Origin of the sequence: Aeromonas sp. 603607 (assembly GCF_049171595.1) — a bacterium.
Taxonomy (GTDB): Bacteria; Pseudomonadota; Gammaproteobacteria; order Enterobacterales; family Aeromonadaceae; genus Aeromonas; species Aeromonas veronii.
The window spans coordinates 161,944-176,559 of sequence record NZ_JAAKOV010000007.1 but is presented as its reverse complement, the minus strand read 5'-3'; the positions used below and the strand labels follow the sequence as shown (position 1 = coordinate 176,559).

At 61.5% G+C, this 14,616-nt stretch carries 11 protein-coding genes; 2 read left to right on the top strand and 9 right to left on the bottom strand.

All coding sequences use genetic code 11. From position 1 onward, the window contains the following. Window positions 1-318: 318 nt before the first annotated feature. Window positions 319-1,656: an N-succinylarginine dihydrolase gene (gene astB, locus G5315_RS09190; RefSeq protein ID WP_421257855.1), complete on the bottom strand. Its 1,338-nt coding sequence runs from the start codon at window positions 1,654-1,656 to the stop codon at window positions 319-321. Window positions 1,657-2,011: 355 nt separating this feature from the next. Between astB and topA the strand changes: the two genes are divergently transcribed. Both topA and G5315_RS09180 read left to right on the top strand, forming a co-directional pair. Then, the gene (topA, locus tag G5315_RS09185; protein ID WP_421332934.1) at window positions 2,012-4,633 is read left to right on the top strand and encodes a type I DNA topoisomerase; all 2,622 of its coding nucleotides are present in this window, start codon (window positions 2,012-2,014) and stop codon (window positions 4,631-4,633) included. A 108-nt stretch (window positions 4,634-4,741) separates the two neighbouring features. Then, complete coding sequence (locus tag G5315_RS09180; protein ID WP_005334891.1) at window positions 4,742-4,906, top strand: hypothetical protein; 165 nt, start codon at window positions 4,742-4,744, stop codon at window positions 4,904-4,906. Window positions 4,907-4,922: 16 nt separating this feature from the next. Here the strand turns inward: G5315_RS09180 and G5315_RS09175 are convergent, their stop codons facing one another. The 8 genes from G5315_RS09175 to G5315_RS09140 form a co-directional block, all read right to left on the bottom strand. Then, the gene (locus tag G5315_RS09175; RefSeq protein WP_216953104.1) at window positions 4,923-5,279 is read right to left on the bottom strand and encodes an MGMT family protein; all 357 of its coding nucleotides are present in this window, start codon (window positions 5,277-5,279) and stop codon (window positions 4,923-4,925) included. 66 nt (window positions 5,280-5,345) lie between these two features. After that, window positions 5,346-6,899, bottom strand: coding sequence for a methyl-accepting chemotaxis protein (locus tag G5315_RS09170; RefSeq protein ID WP_216953105.1), 1,554 nt, complete (start codon window positions 6,897-6,899; stop codon window positions 5,346-5,348). A 212-nt stretch (window positions 6,900-7,111) separates the two neighbouring features. Continuing rightward, a complete protein-coding gene (locus G5315_RS09165; protein WP_421332933.1) occupies window positions 7,112-8,977 on the bottom strand; it encodes a beta-N-acetylhexosaminidase in 1,866 nt (621 codons plus the stop codon). Then, window positions 8,962-9,834, bottom strand: a complete 873-nt coding sequence (locus tag G5315_RS09160) for a BadF/BadG/BcrA/BcrD ATPase family protein (protein ID WP_421332932.1) — start codon at window positions 9,832-9,834, stop codon at window positions 8,962-8,964. Before G5315_RS09160 ends, G5315_RS09165 begins: the two co-directional genes overlap by 16 nt. Continuing rightward, the gene (locus G5315_RS09155; RefSeq protein WP_421332931.1) at window positions 9,827-11,560 is read right to left on the bottom strand and encodes a glycoside hydrolase family 9 protein; all 1,734 of its coding nucleotides are present in this window, start codon (window positions 11,558-11,560) and stop codon (window positions 9,827-9,829) included. Before G5315_RS09155 ends, G5315_RS09160 begins: the two co-directional genes overlap by 8 nt. A 114-nt stretch (window positions 11,561-11,674) precedes the next feature. Continuing rightward, entirely contained in the window at window positions 11,675-12,667 is a 993-nt protein-coding gene (locus tag G5315_RS09150) for an ABC transporter ATP-binding protein (protein WP_139410701.1), read from the bottom strand. 11 nt (window positions 12,668-12,678) lie between these two features. After that, window positions 12,679-13,698 (bottom strand): ABC transporter ATP-binding protein, encoded by a 1,020-nt coding sequence (locus G5315_RS09145; protein ID WP_019446723.1) that lies wholly within the window; start codon window positions 13,696-13,698, stop codon window positions 12,679-12,681. After that, complete coding sequence (locus tag G5315_RS09140; RefSeq protein WP_005347708.1) at window positions 13,695-14,615, bottom strand: ABC transporter permease; 921 nt, start codon at window positions 14,613-14,615, stop codon at window positions 13,695-13,697. The genes G5315_RS09145 and G5315_RS09140 overlap by 4 nt, the downstream gene beginning before the upstream one ends. Window position 14,616 lies beyond the last annotated feature (1 nt).

The following is a 14,616-nucleotide window of genomic DNA, read 5'->3' as shown; positions in this document are numbered from 1 at the left end:
GGAGAAGGATTCGAACCTTCGAAGGCAGAGCCGTCAGATTTACAGTCTGATCCCTTTGGCCGCTCGGGAACCCCTCCCCAAGTGCGAGGCGCATACTATCAGATCCAGAGGCTTTGTGAACCCCTTGATTAGGCATCTGGCAGTAAAAAATGACTGTTCGTCGATTTTTTGATACACTCAGCTCAAAATTCAAGCTTATCAGCAAGTTGTGTGCTGCTTTTCTGCACAAAACAGCATCCGTGCAAGCTGGCGATCGCGCTGAAGATGAGGCTGATAGCAGAAGACCGCCTGTGTTGGCGGTCTTCCCGGGCATCACATCTAGCGCTGGAACGGGTAGACCGAACCCAGTTTCAGGATCTGGGTCAGCTCGTCCAGTGCGTTGCGGGACTCCTGCACCAGTGCCGGATCCCGCAGGTCATCGAGGGTCAGGCGGTCGCGGTAGTGGCGATCCACCCAGCCATCGAGGCGGGCAAACTGGCTGTCGTTGATGAGGCAGGCCGGATTGACCGCTGCGAGTTCCTGATCGTTCATGGCAACCCGCAGTCGCAGGCAGGCCGGGCCGCCTCCATTGCGCATGCTCTGCTTCACGTCCATATAATGAACGGCCTTGATAGGCGTGTTCATGGTCAGCAGCTTGTTCAGGTACGCCGACACCGCCGGATTATCGCGGCACTCGGTGGGGGCGATGATGGCCATCTCGCCGCTCGGCAGGGTGAGGATCTGGGTATTGAACAGGTAGGATTTCACCGCATCCAGCACGGATACCTCGGCGGTCGGCACTTCGATAAAGTGCAAATCCCCCTCGCCAAACTTGCCGCGGATCTCGGTCAGTACCGCCTCGGTATTGAGGAACGCTTGCTGGTGGAAGAAGAGCACGTTCTGGTTACCCACCGCGATCACGTCGTTATGGAACACCCCCTGATCGATCACCTCCGGGTTTTGCTGGATAAACACCACGCTCTCCTCGCCAAGGCCATGCAGGCGGGCGATGGCCTGGCTGGCCTCCAGGGTCTGGCGGGCCGGATAGCGCTTCGGCGCCGGGCGGGAGTAGTCAAAGGCGCTGCGGCCATAGACAAACAGCTCGACCCCCGCCTCGCCATAGGCGCGGCAGAGGCGGGTGTGGTTGGCTGCCCCCTCGTCGCCGAAGTGGTCATTCTCCGGCAGATGGAGGTGGTGGCTGAAGTGGCGATCATTGTTGAACACGGCGCGCAGGATACGGCCTGTAACGTCCGGCTCCAGAGAGCGGTGAAACTTGTTGGTCAGGTTGGCGGGGGTGAAGTGAATGCGGCCATCCTGGGTATCGGCACTGGGAGAGACGGTGGCGGCGTTGGCGGTCCACATGCTGGAGGCTGAATAGCAGGCAGCCAGTACGGCAGGTGCCTGCTTGGCGGCCTGCTCCAGCACCCGGGCATCGTTGCCGGTGAAGCCGAGGCGGCGCAGGGTAGCGAGATCGGGACGCTCTTGTGGCGCCAGTACCCCCTGGGTCATGCCAAGCTCGGTCAGCGCCTTCATCTTGCGCAGCCCCTGCTTGGCGGCCTCTTTCGGATTGGAAGCCTCCTGGGCATTGCTCTGGGAGGCAACGTTGCCGTAGGAGAGGCCGGCATAGTTATGAGTCGGGCCGACCAGACCGTCGAAATTGACCTCGAAGTGCTTCATTGAGTACATCCTTTCGATTTTTATGATGGGTAGCGGTTCCTTCCGCGCACAATGCGTCGGGGTTGGGCCATTATAAAGAGATTTTATTTTTTTGTAACAAGCCAGTAACCGGCAGACGTTTTTATGTCGTTTCAGATATAAAAAGAGGGGCGGTATGGCAGAAAATTGAAAAAGCGGTTGCGTCCGGCCTGTTGCCTTCGCATTAATAAATAAAGAAGCAATAAAAGAAGCCGTGTGGTGCGGGCTGGTCAGGCAAATTTGCTCACAAGATTGCTTTTTCGCGTCAAATCTCTTATACAGCCCCACAAAACCGCACACCAACCCCGTCGGGTGCAATGAGGATAATAGTTACAGCATGGGCAAATCACTGGTCATAGTGGAGTCTCCGGCCAAGGCCAAGACGATCAACAAATATCTGGGCAAGGACTACGTGGTGAAATCCAGCGTTGGTCATGTTCGCGATCTGCCCACCAGCGGCAGCGCCAGCACCGAGCCCAAGAAACCTGTCATTCGCGGCATCAAGTTGAGCGAATCCGAGAAGGCTGCCAAGGATCGCAAGGCCCTGTTTGCCCGGATGGGTATCAATCCGACCGCTGGCTGGAAGGCTAACTACCAGATTTTGCCCGGCAAGGAGAAGGTGGTCAGCGAGTTGCAAAGTCTGGCCGAGAATGCCGACACCATCTATCTCGCAACCGACTTGGATAGAGAAGGAGAGGCGATCGCCTGGCACCTGCGCGAGATCATCGGTGGCGACGACAGCCGCTACAAGCGCGTGGTGTTTAACGAAATCACCAAGAGCGCCATCAAGGAGGCGTTCGCCCAGCCGTCCGAACTCAATATTGACCGCGTCAATGCCCAGCAGGCCCGTCGTTTCCTCGACCGCGTAGTGGGTTACATGGTCTCCCCACTGCTGTGGAAGAAACTGGCCCGCGGTCTCTCCGCCGGTCGGGTACAGTCCGTTGCGGTGCGTCTCATCGTCGATAAAGAGCGCGAAATCAAGGCGTTCGTTCCGGTCGAGTTCTGGGATCTCAATGCCGACCTGCTGACCGCCGACAAGAGCGATCTGCGGATGGAAGTGGTCAGCCGCAACGGGGCCGACTTCAAGCCGGTGACCCAGGCCGAGACCTTTGCCGCTGTCGCAACCCTGGAAGGGGTCGACTACAAGGTGGTGAACCGGGAAGACAAGCCGACCGGCTCCAAGCCGTCCGCGCCGTTTATCACCTCCACCCTGCAGCAGGCGGCCTCTACCCGTCTGAGCTTCGGGGTCAAGAAGACCATGATGATGGCCCAGCGTCTCTATGAAGCGGGTTACATCACCTATATGCGTACCGACTCCACCAACCTCAGCAAAGAGGCGGTTGAAGCGGTGCGTGAATATATCGGCGAGCAGTATGGCGCGGCCTATCTGCCAGCCGAGCCGAATCTGTATGGTGCCAAGGCCAATGCTCAGGAAGCGCACGAGGCGATCCGTCCCTCCAACGTACAGGTGACTGCCGAGATGCTGGAAGGGATGGAGCCGGATGCCATGCGTCTGTACGACCTCATCTGGCGTCAGTTCGTTGCTTGCCAGATGACCCCTGCTCAGTACGACTCCTCCACCCTGACCGTTAAGGCGGGTGAGTTCGAGCTCAAGGCCCGTGGCCGTACCCTGCGCTTCGCCGGTTGGACCAAGGCCCTGCCGCCGATGGGTCGCAAGGGCGAAGATAGCCAGCTGCCGGCGGTGACCGTTGGCGAGGTGCTGAAACTGGTCAAGCTGGATCCGCGCCAGCACTTCACCAAGCCGCCTGCCCGTTTCACCGAAGCCGCGCTGGTGCGCGAGCTGGAAAAACGCGGCATCGGCCGTCCGTCTACCTACGCCTCTATCATCTCCACCATCGTTGATCGCGGTTATGTGCGGGTCGAGAGCCGCCGTTTCTTCGCCGAGAAGATGGGCGAGATTGTCACCGATCGTCTGGTGGAGAACTTCGTCGAGCTGATGAACTACGAGTTCACCGCCAAGATGGAAGACAAGCTCGATGGCATCGCCGAAGGGAGCCTTGAGTGGAAGAAGGTGCTGGACGCCTTCTACGCCGAGTTTACCCAGGAGCTGGAGAAGGCTGACAAGGCGCCTGAAGAGGGCGGCATGCGTGCCAACCAGATGGTGATGACCGACATCGACTGCCCGGATTGCGGCCGCAAGATGGGTATTCGTACCGCCACCACCGGCGTGTTCCTCGGCTGCTCCGGCTATGCTTTGCCGCCGAAAGAGCGCTGCAAGAAGACCATCAACCTGGTCTCTGCCGACGAGTTTGTCTCCGCCACTGACGGCGAAGAGGCGGAAACCGAAGCGCTGCGCGCCAAGCACCGCTGCGGAGTCTGTGGTACCGCGATGGATGCCTATATCATCGACGATAGCCGCAAGCTGCACGTCTGTGGTCGCAACCCGGATTGCGATGGCTACGAAATCGAGAAGGGCCAGTTCAAGCTCAAGGGCTACGAAGGGCCGAGCATCGAGTGCGACCGTTGCGGAGCCGAGATGCAGCTCAAGAACGGCCGTTTCGGCAAGTACATGGGCTGCACCAACGAGACCTGCAAGAACACCCGCAAGATCCTGAAAAACGGCGACATCGCGCCGCCGAAGGAGGATCCGGTACCGTTGCCGGAGCTCAAGTGCACCCAGTCCGATGCTCACTTCGTGCTGCGTGACGGTGCTGCCGGTCTGTTCCTGGCAGCCAGCAACTTCCCCAAATCCCGCGAGACCCGCGCGCCGCTGGTGGAAGAGCTCAAGCGCTTCAAGGATCGCATCTCCGCCAAGCACAAGTATCTGGCCGGTGCCCCGCTCACCGATCCGGACGGCAACCCAGCTATCGTGCGCTTCAGTCGCAAGACCAAGGAGCAGTACGTGATGAGCGAGGTCAACGGCAAGGCGACCGGTTGGACCGCTCACTACGACAACGGTACCTGGCAAGAGAGTTTGCCAAAGGCTAAAAAAGCCTGATGAAAAGAGGCCCCGACAAGGGGCCTCTTTGCTTATGGATAGCGGTATACTGAGACAGCTGCAAGGAGTGCAGCTGTCGTCAATCGCGAAGTAGACAAGGAGGTTGAGATGGAGATTAACGAGATCCGGCCGGGCATGAGCTGCATGACCCGTGAAGGAGCGGCCTATGTGCTGGAAGTGGACCGACAGAGCTTGCTGGTGCTGCTGCAGCGCGCGGATGAGACCATACCGGTGCAGGTGCGCAGCGACGAGATCCTGGCGCCGCTGGAGTGATCCGTCTGTGATCCCCTCAAAACGGCAGTAGAAAAAGCAGCTCGGCCAGATCGGGCTGCCATTGCCACTCCTTCATTCTGACCCGCCCACCGATCACCACGACCCCTTCTTGCTGCAGGCGTCCCGTTTGTTCGGCAAAGCCTGGCGATCCTTTCGGTAACGAGATAGTGCCCGCTGCGCTCAGCACCCGATGCCACGGCAGTACCTTGTCGGTTTCCCGCAGCACCTTGCCCACCAGTCTTGCCCGTCCGGGCAGCCCGGCCAGATCGGCCACCTGACCATAACTGACCACTCGGCCTGCCGGGATCAGGGCGATGATCGCTTCGATACGGGCCGTTTTGTTCAATGGGGATGGACTTGGTTCAATGCTCATAGACCCGATTCGTCAAAAACAACAGAAGCGCCATTGTGGCGCTTCTGTCATGAGGCTGGCAATGATTCAGCCGAAGGTCTGGCTAAGCCCCTTCAGTTGCTTGGCCCGTTCCAGCAGAGCCTGACTGGAGTGATCGACATCCAGCATCTTCTGACTGTTGGCGTGGGAGTACTCGGAGATCTGGTGGATACTGCGGCTGATCTCCTCTACTACCGCTTGTTGCTGCTCAGCAGCGGTGGCGATCTGGGTGGAGTGTTCGGTGACCAGCTCTATCTCTGCCAGCACGGTATGGAGGCTGCTGGCGCCCTGGCGGGTCATCTCGGCACATGCGCGGGTCTGTTGCAGGTTCTCTTGCATCATCCCCTTCCAGCGTCCCAGAGTGTGCTGGATCTGCTTGATGCTGCCCTGGATCTGCTCGGTCGCCTTGTGGGTGCGGGTCGATAGAGTTCGCACCTCGTCTGCGACCACTGCAAAACCACGGCCCTGCTCCCCGGCGCGAGCCGCTTCGATGGCGGCGTTGAGGGCCAGCAGGTTAGTCTGCTCGGCGATGCCCTGGATCTCGCCCATTACACTGCCAATCCGTTCGGATTCGCTGGCGAGCTCCACTGCCGAGTTGAACGCCAGCTCTGCCTGTTTGGCGAGCTGTTCGATCTGTTGCTCGGTCTGGTTCAACTGCTGGTTGGTTTGTTCACAACGATTGCGAGCTTCGTTGACCTGACCGTTGGAGTCCTGAATGTTGCGGGCGATTTCGTGAGCTGTGTTGGCCATTTGAGTCATAGCCGTAGCCATCTGCTGGGTCTGGGCATCTTGCTCGTTGATATCGAGACAGGCCTGATGAGAGGCCTGCTTCAGATTGATGGCCAAGGTTTGCAGAGGTGCCGTGGCATCGTTGATCCGCCCCAACACGGTTCGGATGCGAGCCTGCAGCATCTTGATATGAAAATCGGCAATGGCGCCGGGGTTGTCACCGGAGTAGACCAGCCGGGTCAGACTGTCATATTCGCGGCCCAGCTGCTGCAGATAGTGGGGTAGGGCAAAGAGCTCGCGCCAGTAGGCTCCGCCAATAAGCAACAGGGGCAGCAGCATCAGCAGGACGGTCATGGCCCCTTGGCTGGCGAAGGTCCAGCCCATCAGGCCGAGCAGCAGCAGGGTAATGGCTGGGGTGCGCACTCTGGCAAGAGAGGGAAGGTTGCTGCTGTTGCCTCGCTCGGCCTTGAGCAGGGCTTGGTAGGTCTGAGCGGCGATGCGCTTGAATTGGGGCTCGGGCTTGCAGCGTACCGACTGGTAGCCGCTGATCCTGTTGCCTTCGTAGATGGGGGTGACGTAGGCATCTACCCAGTAGTAACGACCATCCTTGCAGCGATTTTTGACGATGCCGCGCCAGGGTTTGCCCTCCTTGAGACGGGCCCAGAGATCGGCGAAGGCGGCCTTGGGCATGTCGGGGTGGCGTACCAGATTGTGGTTGTGACCGACCAGCTCGTCGGCGCTATAGCCGGCGATGGTGCAAAAAGCCGGATTGGCATAAGTGATCACCCCGCGCAGGTCAGTGGTGGAGACCAGTTGTACGTCGGCAGGAAACTCCACTTCGCTATCCAGGGTATGGACATCTCTGCGGGCCATAGGAATACGCTCCGATGTTCTTGTTGATAATGTTGTCGTTGTTATTGTGGCAGATCTGGAGGTGGCCGCAGGCTCGCGCCAGCAGGAGGCAGACCAGCTTCATTGGGGGCTGGATTTTGCCAATAATGGCGGATGAATGGTAGGGGGAAGTTGATGTTTTGTTGGCTAATCGTAAAAAAGGCGGCCGATTGGCCGCCAAAGTAGAGACAACATTACCTCTGTGGCATCCGGTAGCGCACCTGCAACTGATCGAGGATCTGCAGCTGACCCGGCAGGCGGGCGGCGAAGTGCTCCCAGCCCTTGTGGGCGGGATCGCTCCAGGCCACCTCGGCCGTGGCCAGCATACGCGGGAACAACATGTAGTCGAGACGATCACGACTGGTGATCAATTCTGACCACAAGGGGCTCAGCACCCCGAGGATGTTATCGTTGGCATGGAAATCGGCTGGGGCAGGGTCACACGAGTAGATCTGCTCCAGATTGAGGGTACCCGCCCAGTAGAGGCCGGGTTCATGAATATCGGCGCTCCAGGCGAGATCGAGATAGAGGAACTGGGCGGGTGCCATCACCACCGGATAACCGGCCGCGGCAGCATCCAGCCCCGCCTGAAAGCTGGTCCAGGCACAGATGGCCGCTTTGCGGCTCACCTTGTCGCCATGCAGGATCTCCTCCCAGCCAATCATCTGTTTGCCTCTGGCGGCCAGATAGCGCTGGCAGTGGCGCAGCAGATGGCCCTGCAGCTCGCGGCAGTCGGCGTAGCCCTGCTCGGTCATCAGCAGTTGGCATGCGGGGCTGTCGGTCCAGACCCCGGTCGGCACCTCGTCACCCCCCATGTGGATCTGCGGGCCGGGAAAGAGCTCGCATACCTCGTCCAGCACCGCCTCCAGAAAGCGGTAGGTGCCGGGCAGGGCGGGGTTGAGCACGTTGTCATCGAAATGCTGAACCGAGCGGTAGCGGGAGTGATCCGCCGTTTCGATCAGCAACTCGGGCAGCGCCTTGATGGCGGCGTGGCAGTGGCCCGGAATGTCGATCTCGGGAATGACGGTGATGCCGAGCTCACCGGCATAGCTCACCAGCTCCTTCACCTCGCTCTGGGTGTAGTAGCCGCCATAGGGTTCGGCACCGCCGCTGAGCTGGGGGGCGATCGCCAGATCGTGGCCGCGCCAGGCACCCACGTCGGTCAATGCCGGGAAGGCCTTGATCTCGAGCCGCCACCCCTCGTCATCGGTCAGGTGCCAGTGAAAGCGGTTGAACTTGTAGAGGCTCATCAGCTTGAGCAGGCGCTTGATGGTGGCCGGCGTGTGGAAGTGCCGGGCGCAGTCGAGAAAAATGCCGCGAAAGCCAAAGCGCGGGGCATCCTCCAGCGTGATGCAGGGCAGGCTCTCCCCATGTTGCAGATACCACTGGGCTAGCGTCACCAGCCCATGACGCCAGCCCGTTTCGTCGGCGGCGGCAATTACCACCTCCTGCGGCGTGATGGTCAGTTGGTAGGCTTCGGGGGCCAGTTTGGCCTCGGTCAGCCGGATTTCTGCGTCGTGATCCTGCTCCAGCGCCAGCGATGTGAGTTCGTTGAAGTGGGCCAGCAATTTCGGCACATCGCGGGGGGCGCTGACATGAGCCCGCTCGGCCAGCCGGAAGTTCCCCTCCAGCAGTACCAGATGGGCCGGTTGCGGCACTATACCGGGCAGGGGCTCGACATCCGGCAGGTCGGGGCGGGCTACCGGCGGGTTATCCAGTCCGAGATCCTGCGCTGCCAGCGTCACCGGCAGCAGCTGGGCACCCGTGGTCGCCTCCGGCAAGCTGAGGAAAAAGCCCTGCGGCATGTCGGAGAGCTTCTTGATGGGCGTCTGGCGGCAGCAAAAGCGCAGCTCGCAGCTGCCAGCGTTTGGGACAATCACCTTGTAGCTGCCGCTCTGGCGCTCCAGCTCGCCCCCTTGCAAGGAGTCGGGGTCGATATGGCGAGCCAGACAGAAGTGCAGCTTCCACCGGGTATCCGGCATGCGGGATAGGGTGAAGGTGAACCAGACATCCTCGCCGTCACGTCGGGCGACCTGGGTGTGGATCAGGGGTGTAGACATGGAAAATCCTCTGATTGGGCAAACAGGATGGCGCCATCGAGCGCATCTGCCTGGGGGGGGATCAGGTTGAGCTGGCCGAGACGGGGAGCGAGGCGGGTGCCAATCCCCCCCAGCAGGGCGATCTGTCTGGCACCCTGCTGGGTCATTCCCTCCAGCAGGATCCGCAGCTGTTCGCAGGTTTCGTCCAGCAGCTGATTGGCGAGCTCGTCGCCATCGCTGGCGGCATCGAATACCCAGGGGGCAAAGTGGCCATAGTCCGCCGGAATGGCGCGGGTGGCCCAGCGTACCACCTCGGCCTGATCCCGCTTGAAGCGGTCCATCAGGCGGATTGCGAGGGTGCTGGGGGGCAGAATGCCGTCGTGGCAGAGCAGAGATTGCTGGATGGCGCGCAGCCCGAGCCAGGCGCCGCTGCCTATGTCCGAAATGGGGAAGCCGCGGCCGGAACAAGTACGGATCTGCCCTTCCTGATAGATCAGCCCCACCGAGCCGGTACCGGCGATCAGGATGGCCCCCTCACGGCCACCAAAGGCGCCGAGGCAGGCACCGAAGGCATCGGAGGTGAGCCTGACGCTGGCGAAGGGGAAGGGCATCTCGAGCAGGGCGTGATAGCAGTCGGCCAGCTCGGCGGAGGCGAGCGCCAGCCCGACCCCCATCTGCTGTTCGCACTCTATTCCGAGCCCGGCCGTAAGGCGGGCGCTGGCGATGGCAGCCAGCACATTGGCGTGGGCATGGGGGATGCCCAGCTCCAGATTGGAGCCGGCCGCGCGCCCCTCTCCGAGCAGCTTGCCCGCCCGATCCCGAATGCGGGCGCGGGTGTGGGTGCCCCCGCCATCGACGCCTACCCAGAACTCAATCATGGCGACCTCCCTGCTCATTTCGAGCACTCAGGGCGCTCTGCCAGCTGATGGCAAGGGCAAACCAGGCTGCGTGGGGGATCCACTGCTCGCCCCAGCGCCAGTTCTGATCCAGCCGATCCTTGTACTCCTCCGGAATAAAGGCCACCTCATTTTCGTCATCAAACCCTGAGGTGATGCCGTTGCAGATACCCCCCTGCGCATTGGGATAACCGGCGGTATAGGCGGGGTTGTTGATGCCGTGGCCCGCCAGCATGCAGGCGTTGAAGGGGTTTTGCCCGAGGATCCAGTCGAGTTGGCGCTGACCGTAAGTGATGAGCGGCTGGCTCTGGCGGGGGAAGTGACGGGCGCCAGCAAAGGCCATGGCAGCCAGCGAGGCCAGGCGGGCATTCTCCCCCTGCCACCAGTAACCGGATTCGTTGTTGTGGGGCATAAAAAAGCTGACGCGCGGCGCTTCATCCACCCCTTTGACATATTGGCGGGCGAGGGAGAAGGGGTTGCCCGCACGGGCGCAGAGCGCCAGCTCGGCGGCCAGCGCCTGTTCCACCACGGTCTGTGCTTGGGCCTTGTGCTCCTGCTCCGGCTCTACGCCCAGATATTCCAGCAGCGCCAGCACCGGCAGACCAGCTTCTGCGGCGTGGTAGTAGGGGCGCGAGCCATCCTCGTTGGCCGACCAGTAGTGACCCAGCTCAGGATGAGGGCGCTGGCGGGCGCAGAGCTTGCTGACGCGGGCTCTCGCCTCATTCAGCCACTCGTTGCCGAAGGTGCGGGTCAGCTCCACCGCTGCCAGCAGGGCGCAGTAGTCGTCGATGATGTTCTCGACCCCGTCATCGAGGTAGGCAAGGTTGTGTTCGCACAGATGCAGGTAGCCGCGTTTGGCGGCCTCGGCATAGCGGCTGGCATCGAAGTCGCCGCTGACGCTCTCGCGGGCGGCGCGGGCCAGCGCGGCGATGGCCATGCCGCCCCCTTGGCGAAAACCCGCCTGCCAGTTGGCAGACTTGAGCCCCTGCTGGGTGGCATAGGCGCATAGCTCGCGCTGGGCAGGGTCTTTGCTCCACTTGTCGAACAGGGTCATGTAGAAGAAGCCCGACTCATCCTGCATCCGGCAGAGGAAATCGGCGCCGTGCAGCGCCTCGTCATTGAGCCGCTTGCAGAGGTTCACCCCGTCGATATCGCGGCGCGGGGCCAGCAGTTCGCGGCATTTGAGCAGAGCCCACACCACCATGGGGGTCTGCTGGGGGTTGAGGTAGTTGGCGTAGGAGAGGTGGCTCAGGTACTTGCTCATGTCGCCGCTGGCATCGAACCAGCCGCCGTGCACATCTTTGTGCTGGTCGGTGCCAAACAGGCGGGCGTTGCGGTCGGCCCGATCGAATATGCCGCTGGCACGCTGCCCCTTGAAGTAGTGGATGACATCGGAGAGGCAGTGGCTGGCCAGCAGATCCGGGCCGATGGCAAAGCGGGTGGAGCGGACTATGCCTTGGGCAGTGATCGCCTCCAGCCGATAGTGGCCGGGCTCCTTGAAGGCGGAGAAGTCGGCACGCCAGTAAGCGCGGCCTTGCCAGCTAGGGACGCAGCCAGCCGGTTGCAGCGGGGTTTCAAACAGGATCTGGCCATCATCGAGGCGTTGCAGCCTGACATAGCCGCCGAGATCAGGGGCGGGGGAGGTTTGCAACAGGGCGACCTTGTGTCCGTCGCACTCGTAGCCCACCTGATTGATCAAGAGTTCCATCAAGGTATTACTCCTGTGGTTCACCGCCGGGCGGTGAGGCACATCACGGGGCTGTGGCCGCCCCGTATCGAGGCATGGCCGGACAGGGTTGTCCGGCCGATCTAAGTCTCACCTTCACTCGTAGAGATAGCAGCGCACGAAGTGGTTGTCGGCAAGCCTGGTGATGGGGGGCAGCGCCTCCTTGCAGCGGGGCATCGCCTGATTGCAGCGCCCGGCAAAGGGGCAACCGCAGGATTCCGGCGTCCAGAGCGGGATCTCCCCCTTGCGGCCTCCCTCCAGCTCGGCGTGGATGCTCTTCTCGGGGTCTGGCACCGCCGAGATGAGCAGCTGGGTGTAGGGGTGCTGCGGGTGGTGCAGGATTTCGTCCACCTCGCCCCACTCCACCATGTGCCCCACATACATCACCGCCAGATCTTCCGCCACATAGCGGGCGGTGGCGATGTCGTGGGTAATGTAGAGCATGGAGACGCCGAGCTCGTTCTTCATCTGCTCCATCAGGTTGAGGATGCCGATGCGAATGGAGACGTCGAGCATGGAGGTGGGTTCGTCCGCCAGCACCACTTCCGCCTCCACCGCCAGATTGCGGGCGATGTTGACCCGCTGGCGCTGGCCGCCGGAGAGCTGGTGCGGATACTTGGCCGCCGTCGCCTTGGCGGGGGTCAGGCCGACCTTTTCCAGCAGGGCGTAGACCATGTCGGGCAGCTCTTTCTTGTCGATCACCTTGCTGTGCAGCAGCAGGGGACGGGCGATGTGGTGATAGATGGTGTGGGTCGGGTTGAGCGAACCGAACGGATCTTGCCACACCATCTGCACGCTCTGGCGATAGTCCAGCAGGGCGGTGCCCTTGTTGAACTCCTCCAGATCGTGGCCGCGATAGAGAATGCGCCCGGCACTGAGCTTGTACATCTTGGCGATGATCTTGGCGATGGTACTCTTGCCGGAGCCCGACTCCCCGACCACCGCCAGGGCGCGGCCCCGGTGCAGGTTGAAGGTGATGTCGGAGAGGGCCCGCATCTTGCCACTCTTGATGGCATTGGAGTTGATGGGGAAGTCCTTGTAGAGGTGCTGGACTTCGATGATGGGTGCATCGGTTTTGGCGATTTGCATGACAGACATCCTTAACAGCCAGCGGCCTTGTCCAGATAGATCACGGAATCTTGTTGCAGTCCCTGCTCCTCATAGAGGTGGCAGGCGGTCTGTTGCCCGGGGCGGATCTCGGCCAATTTGGTGTACTCCTGACGGCAGCGATCGTGCACCTTGCCGCAGCGGGCCTGAAAGCGGCAGCCGACCGGCACCTCCAGCAGGTTGAGCGGGGTGCCCGGGATCCCCTCCAGTACCTTCTTCGGCCCGTGCAGGGGCGGGAAGGAGTTGCCCAGCCCTCTGGTATAGGGGTGCAGCGGCGCGGTCAGGATCGCCTTGGAGGGGGCGACTTCCACCAGTTCACCGGCATACATGATGCCGATGCGATCGCAGAACTCCACCATCAGGGAGAGGTCGTGGGTGATGAACAGAATGGAGAAGTTGAACTTCTCTTTCAGGGCATAGACCTTCTGCAGGATCTCCCGCTGTACCACCACATCGAGCGCCGTGGTCGGCTCATCCATGATGAGCAGCTCGGGGTTGAGCGCCATGGCGATGGCGATCACCAGCCGCTGGCGCATGCCGCCGGAGAACTGGTGCGGGTAATCCTTGAGCCGGCTCGGGTGGATATCGACGATGGTGAGCAGCTCCTGGGCGCGCTTGATCGCCTCGTAACGGGTCATGCCGGGGTTGTGGGCCAGCAGCACGTCGCAGAACTGCTCCTCCATCCGCAGCACAGGGTTCAGGGCGTTCATGGCGGACTGGAACACCACCGACACCTGTTGCCAGCGGTAGGAGCGCAGCCGCTCGTCGTTGTAGTGGAGGATATTCTCCCCCTTGAACAGGATCTCGCCACCGCTGATGTAGGCGGGCGGCTTGTGCAGCCGGGCCACCGAGAAGGCGACGGTGGATTTGCCGCAGCCCGACTCACCGGCGAGACCGAAGATCTCGCCCTGTCTGATATCGAAGCTCACCGAGTTGACGGCGCGCACGTCGCCATTTTCGGTGATGTAGTCGACGCAAAGATTGCGTACTGACAGCAGTGGATGCTTGTTCATGCTGTCTTCTCCTGTGCTGTGGCAACCGGAGTGGTGACCGGGGCCGCGAGTTTCTTCCAGCGGCTCAACCCTTTGTGGGAGCGCAACTGCGGGTTGGCAATCTCGTCGATGGCGAAGTTGAGCAGGGCCAGACCGGCACCCAGGGTGGCGATGGCGAAGCAGGGGGCCAGGATCTCCCACCAGGCGCCGACCAGAATGGCGCTGGAGGTCTGGGCGTTGTAGAGCATGATGCCCCAGCTCACCACGGTCGGGTCGCCAAGCCCCAGGAACTCCAGGGTCGCTTCGGTGACGATGGCGTAGATGATGGAGCCGATGAAGCTCACCCCGATGATGGAGATGAGGTTGGGCAGGATCTCTACCAGAATGATGCGCCAGGCCGGCTCGCCCAGCACTTCTGCGGCGATGACGAACTCCTTCTCGCGCAGGGCCAGGGTCTGGGCGCGGATCACCCGCGCGCCATAGGCCCACGATGTCAACCCTATTATCACGGCAATCACCGCCGGTGACGCCTCCCCGATAAAGCTTGCCAGCACCAGTAGCAAGGGGAGGTTGGGGATCACCAGTACCACGTTCATCAGGAAGGTGAGGCACTCATCCACCAGACCGCCGAAGTAACCGGCGGTGATGCCGATGGCGACGGCCAGGGTGCAAACCAGCAGGCCTGCGCTGAAGCCCACCAGCAGCGAAATACGGGCGCCGTTGGTGAACTGGGCCCAGATGTCGTGGCCCATGCGGGTTGAACCCATCACGAACTCGGCACTGGGCGGCTGGTGCGGGCGAGCCACCCGTTTGGTCGGCTCGTTGCTGGCCAGAATGGGGGCAAAGAGGGCCATCAGTACGAAGGCAACCACGATGGCGAGGCCACAGGCAGCCTTCTTGTTGCCCAGCAAGATTTTGAGAATGGTCGGCATACGCATC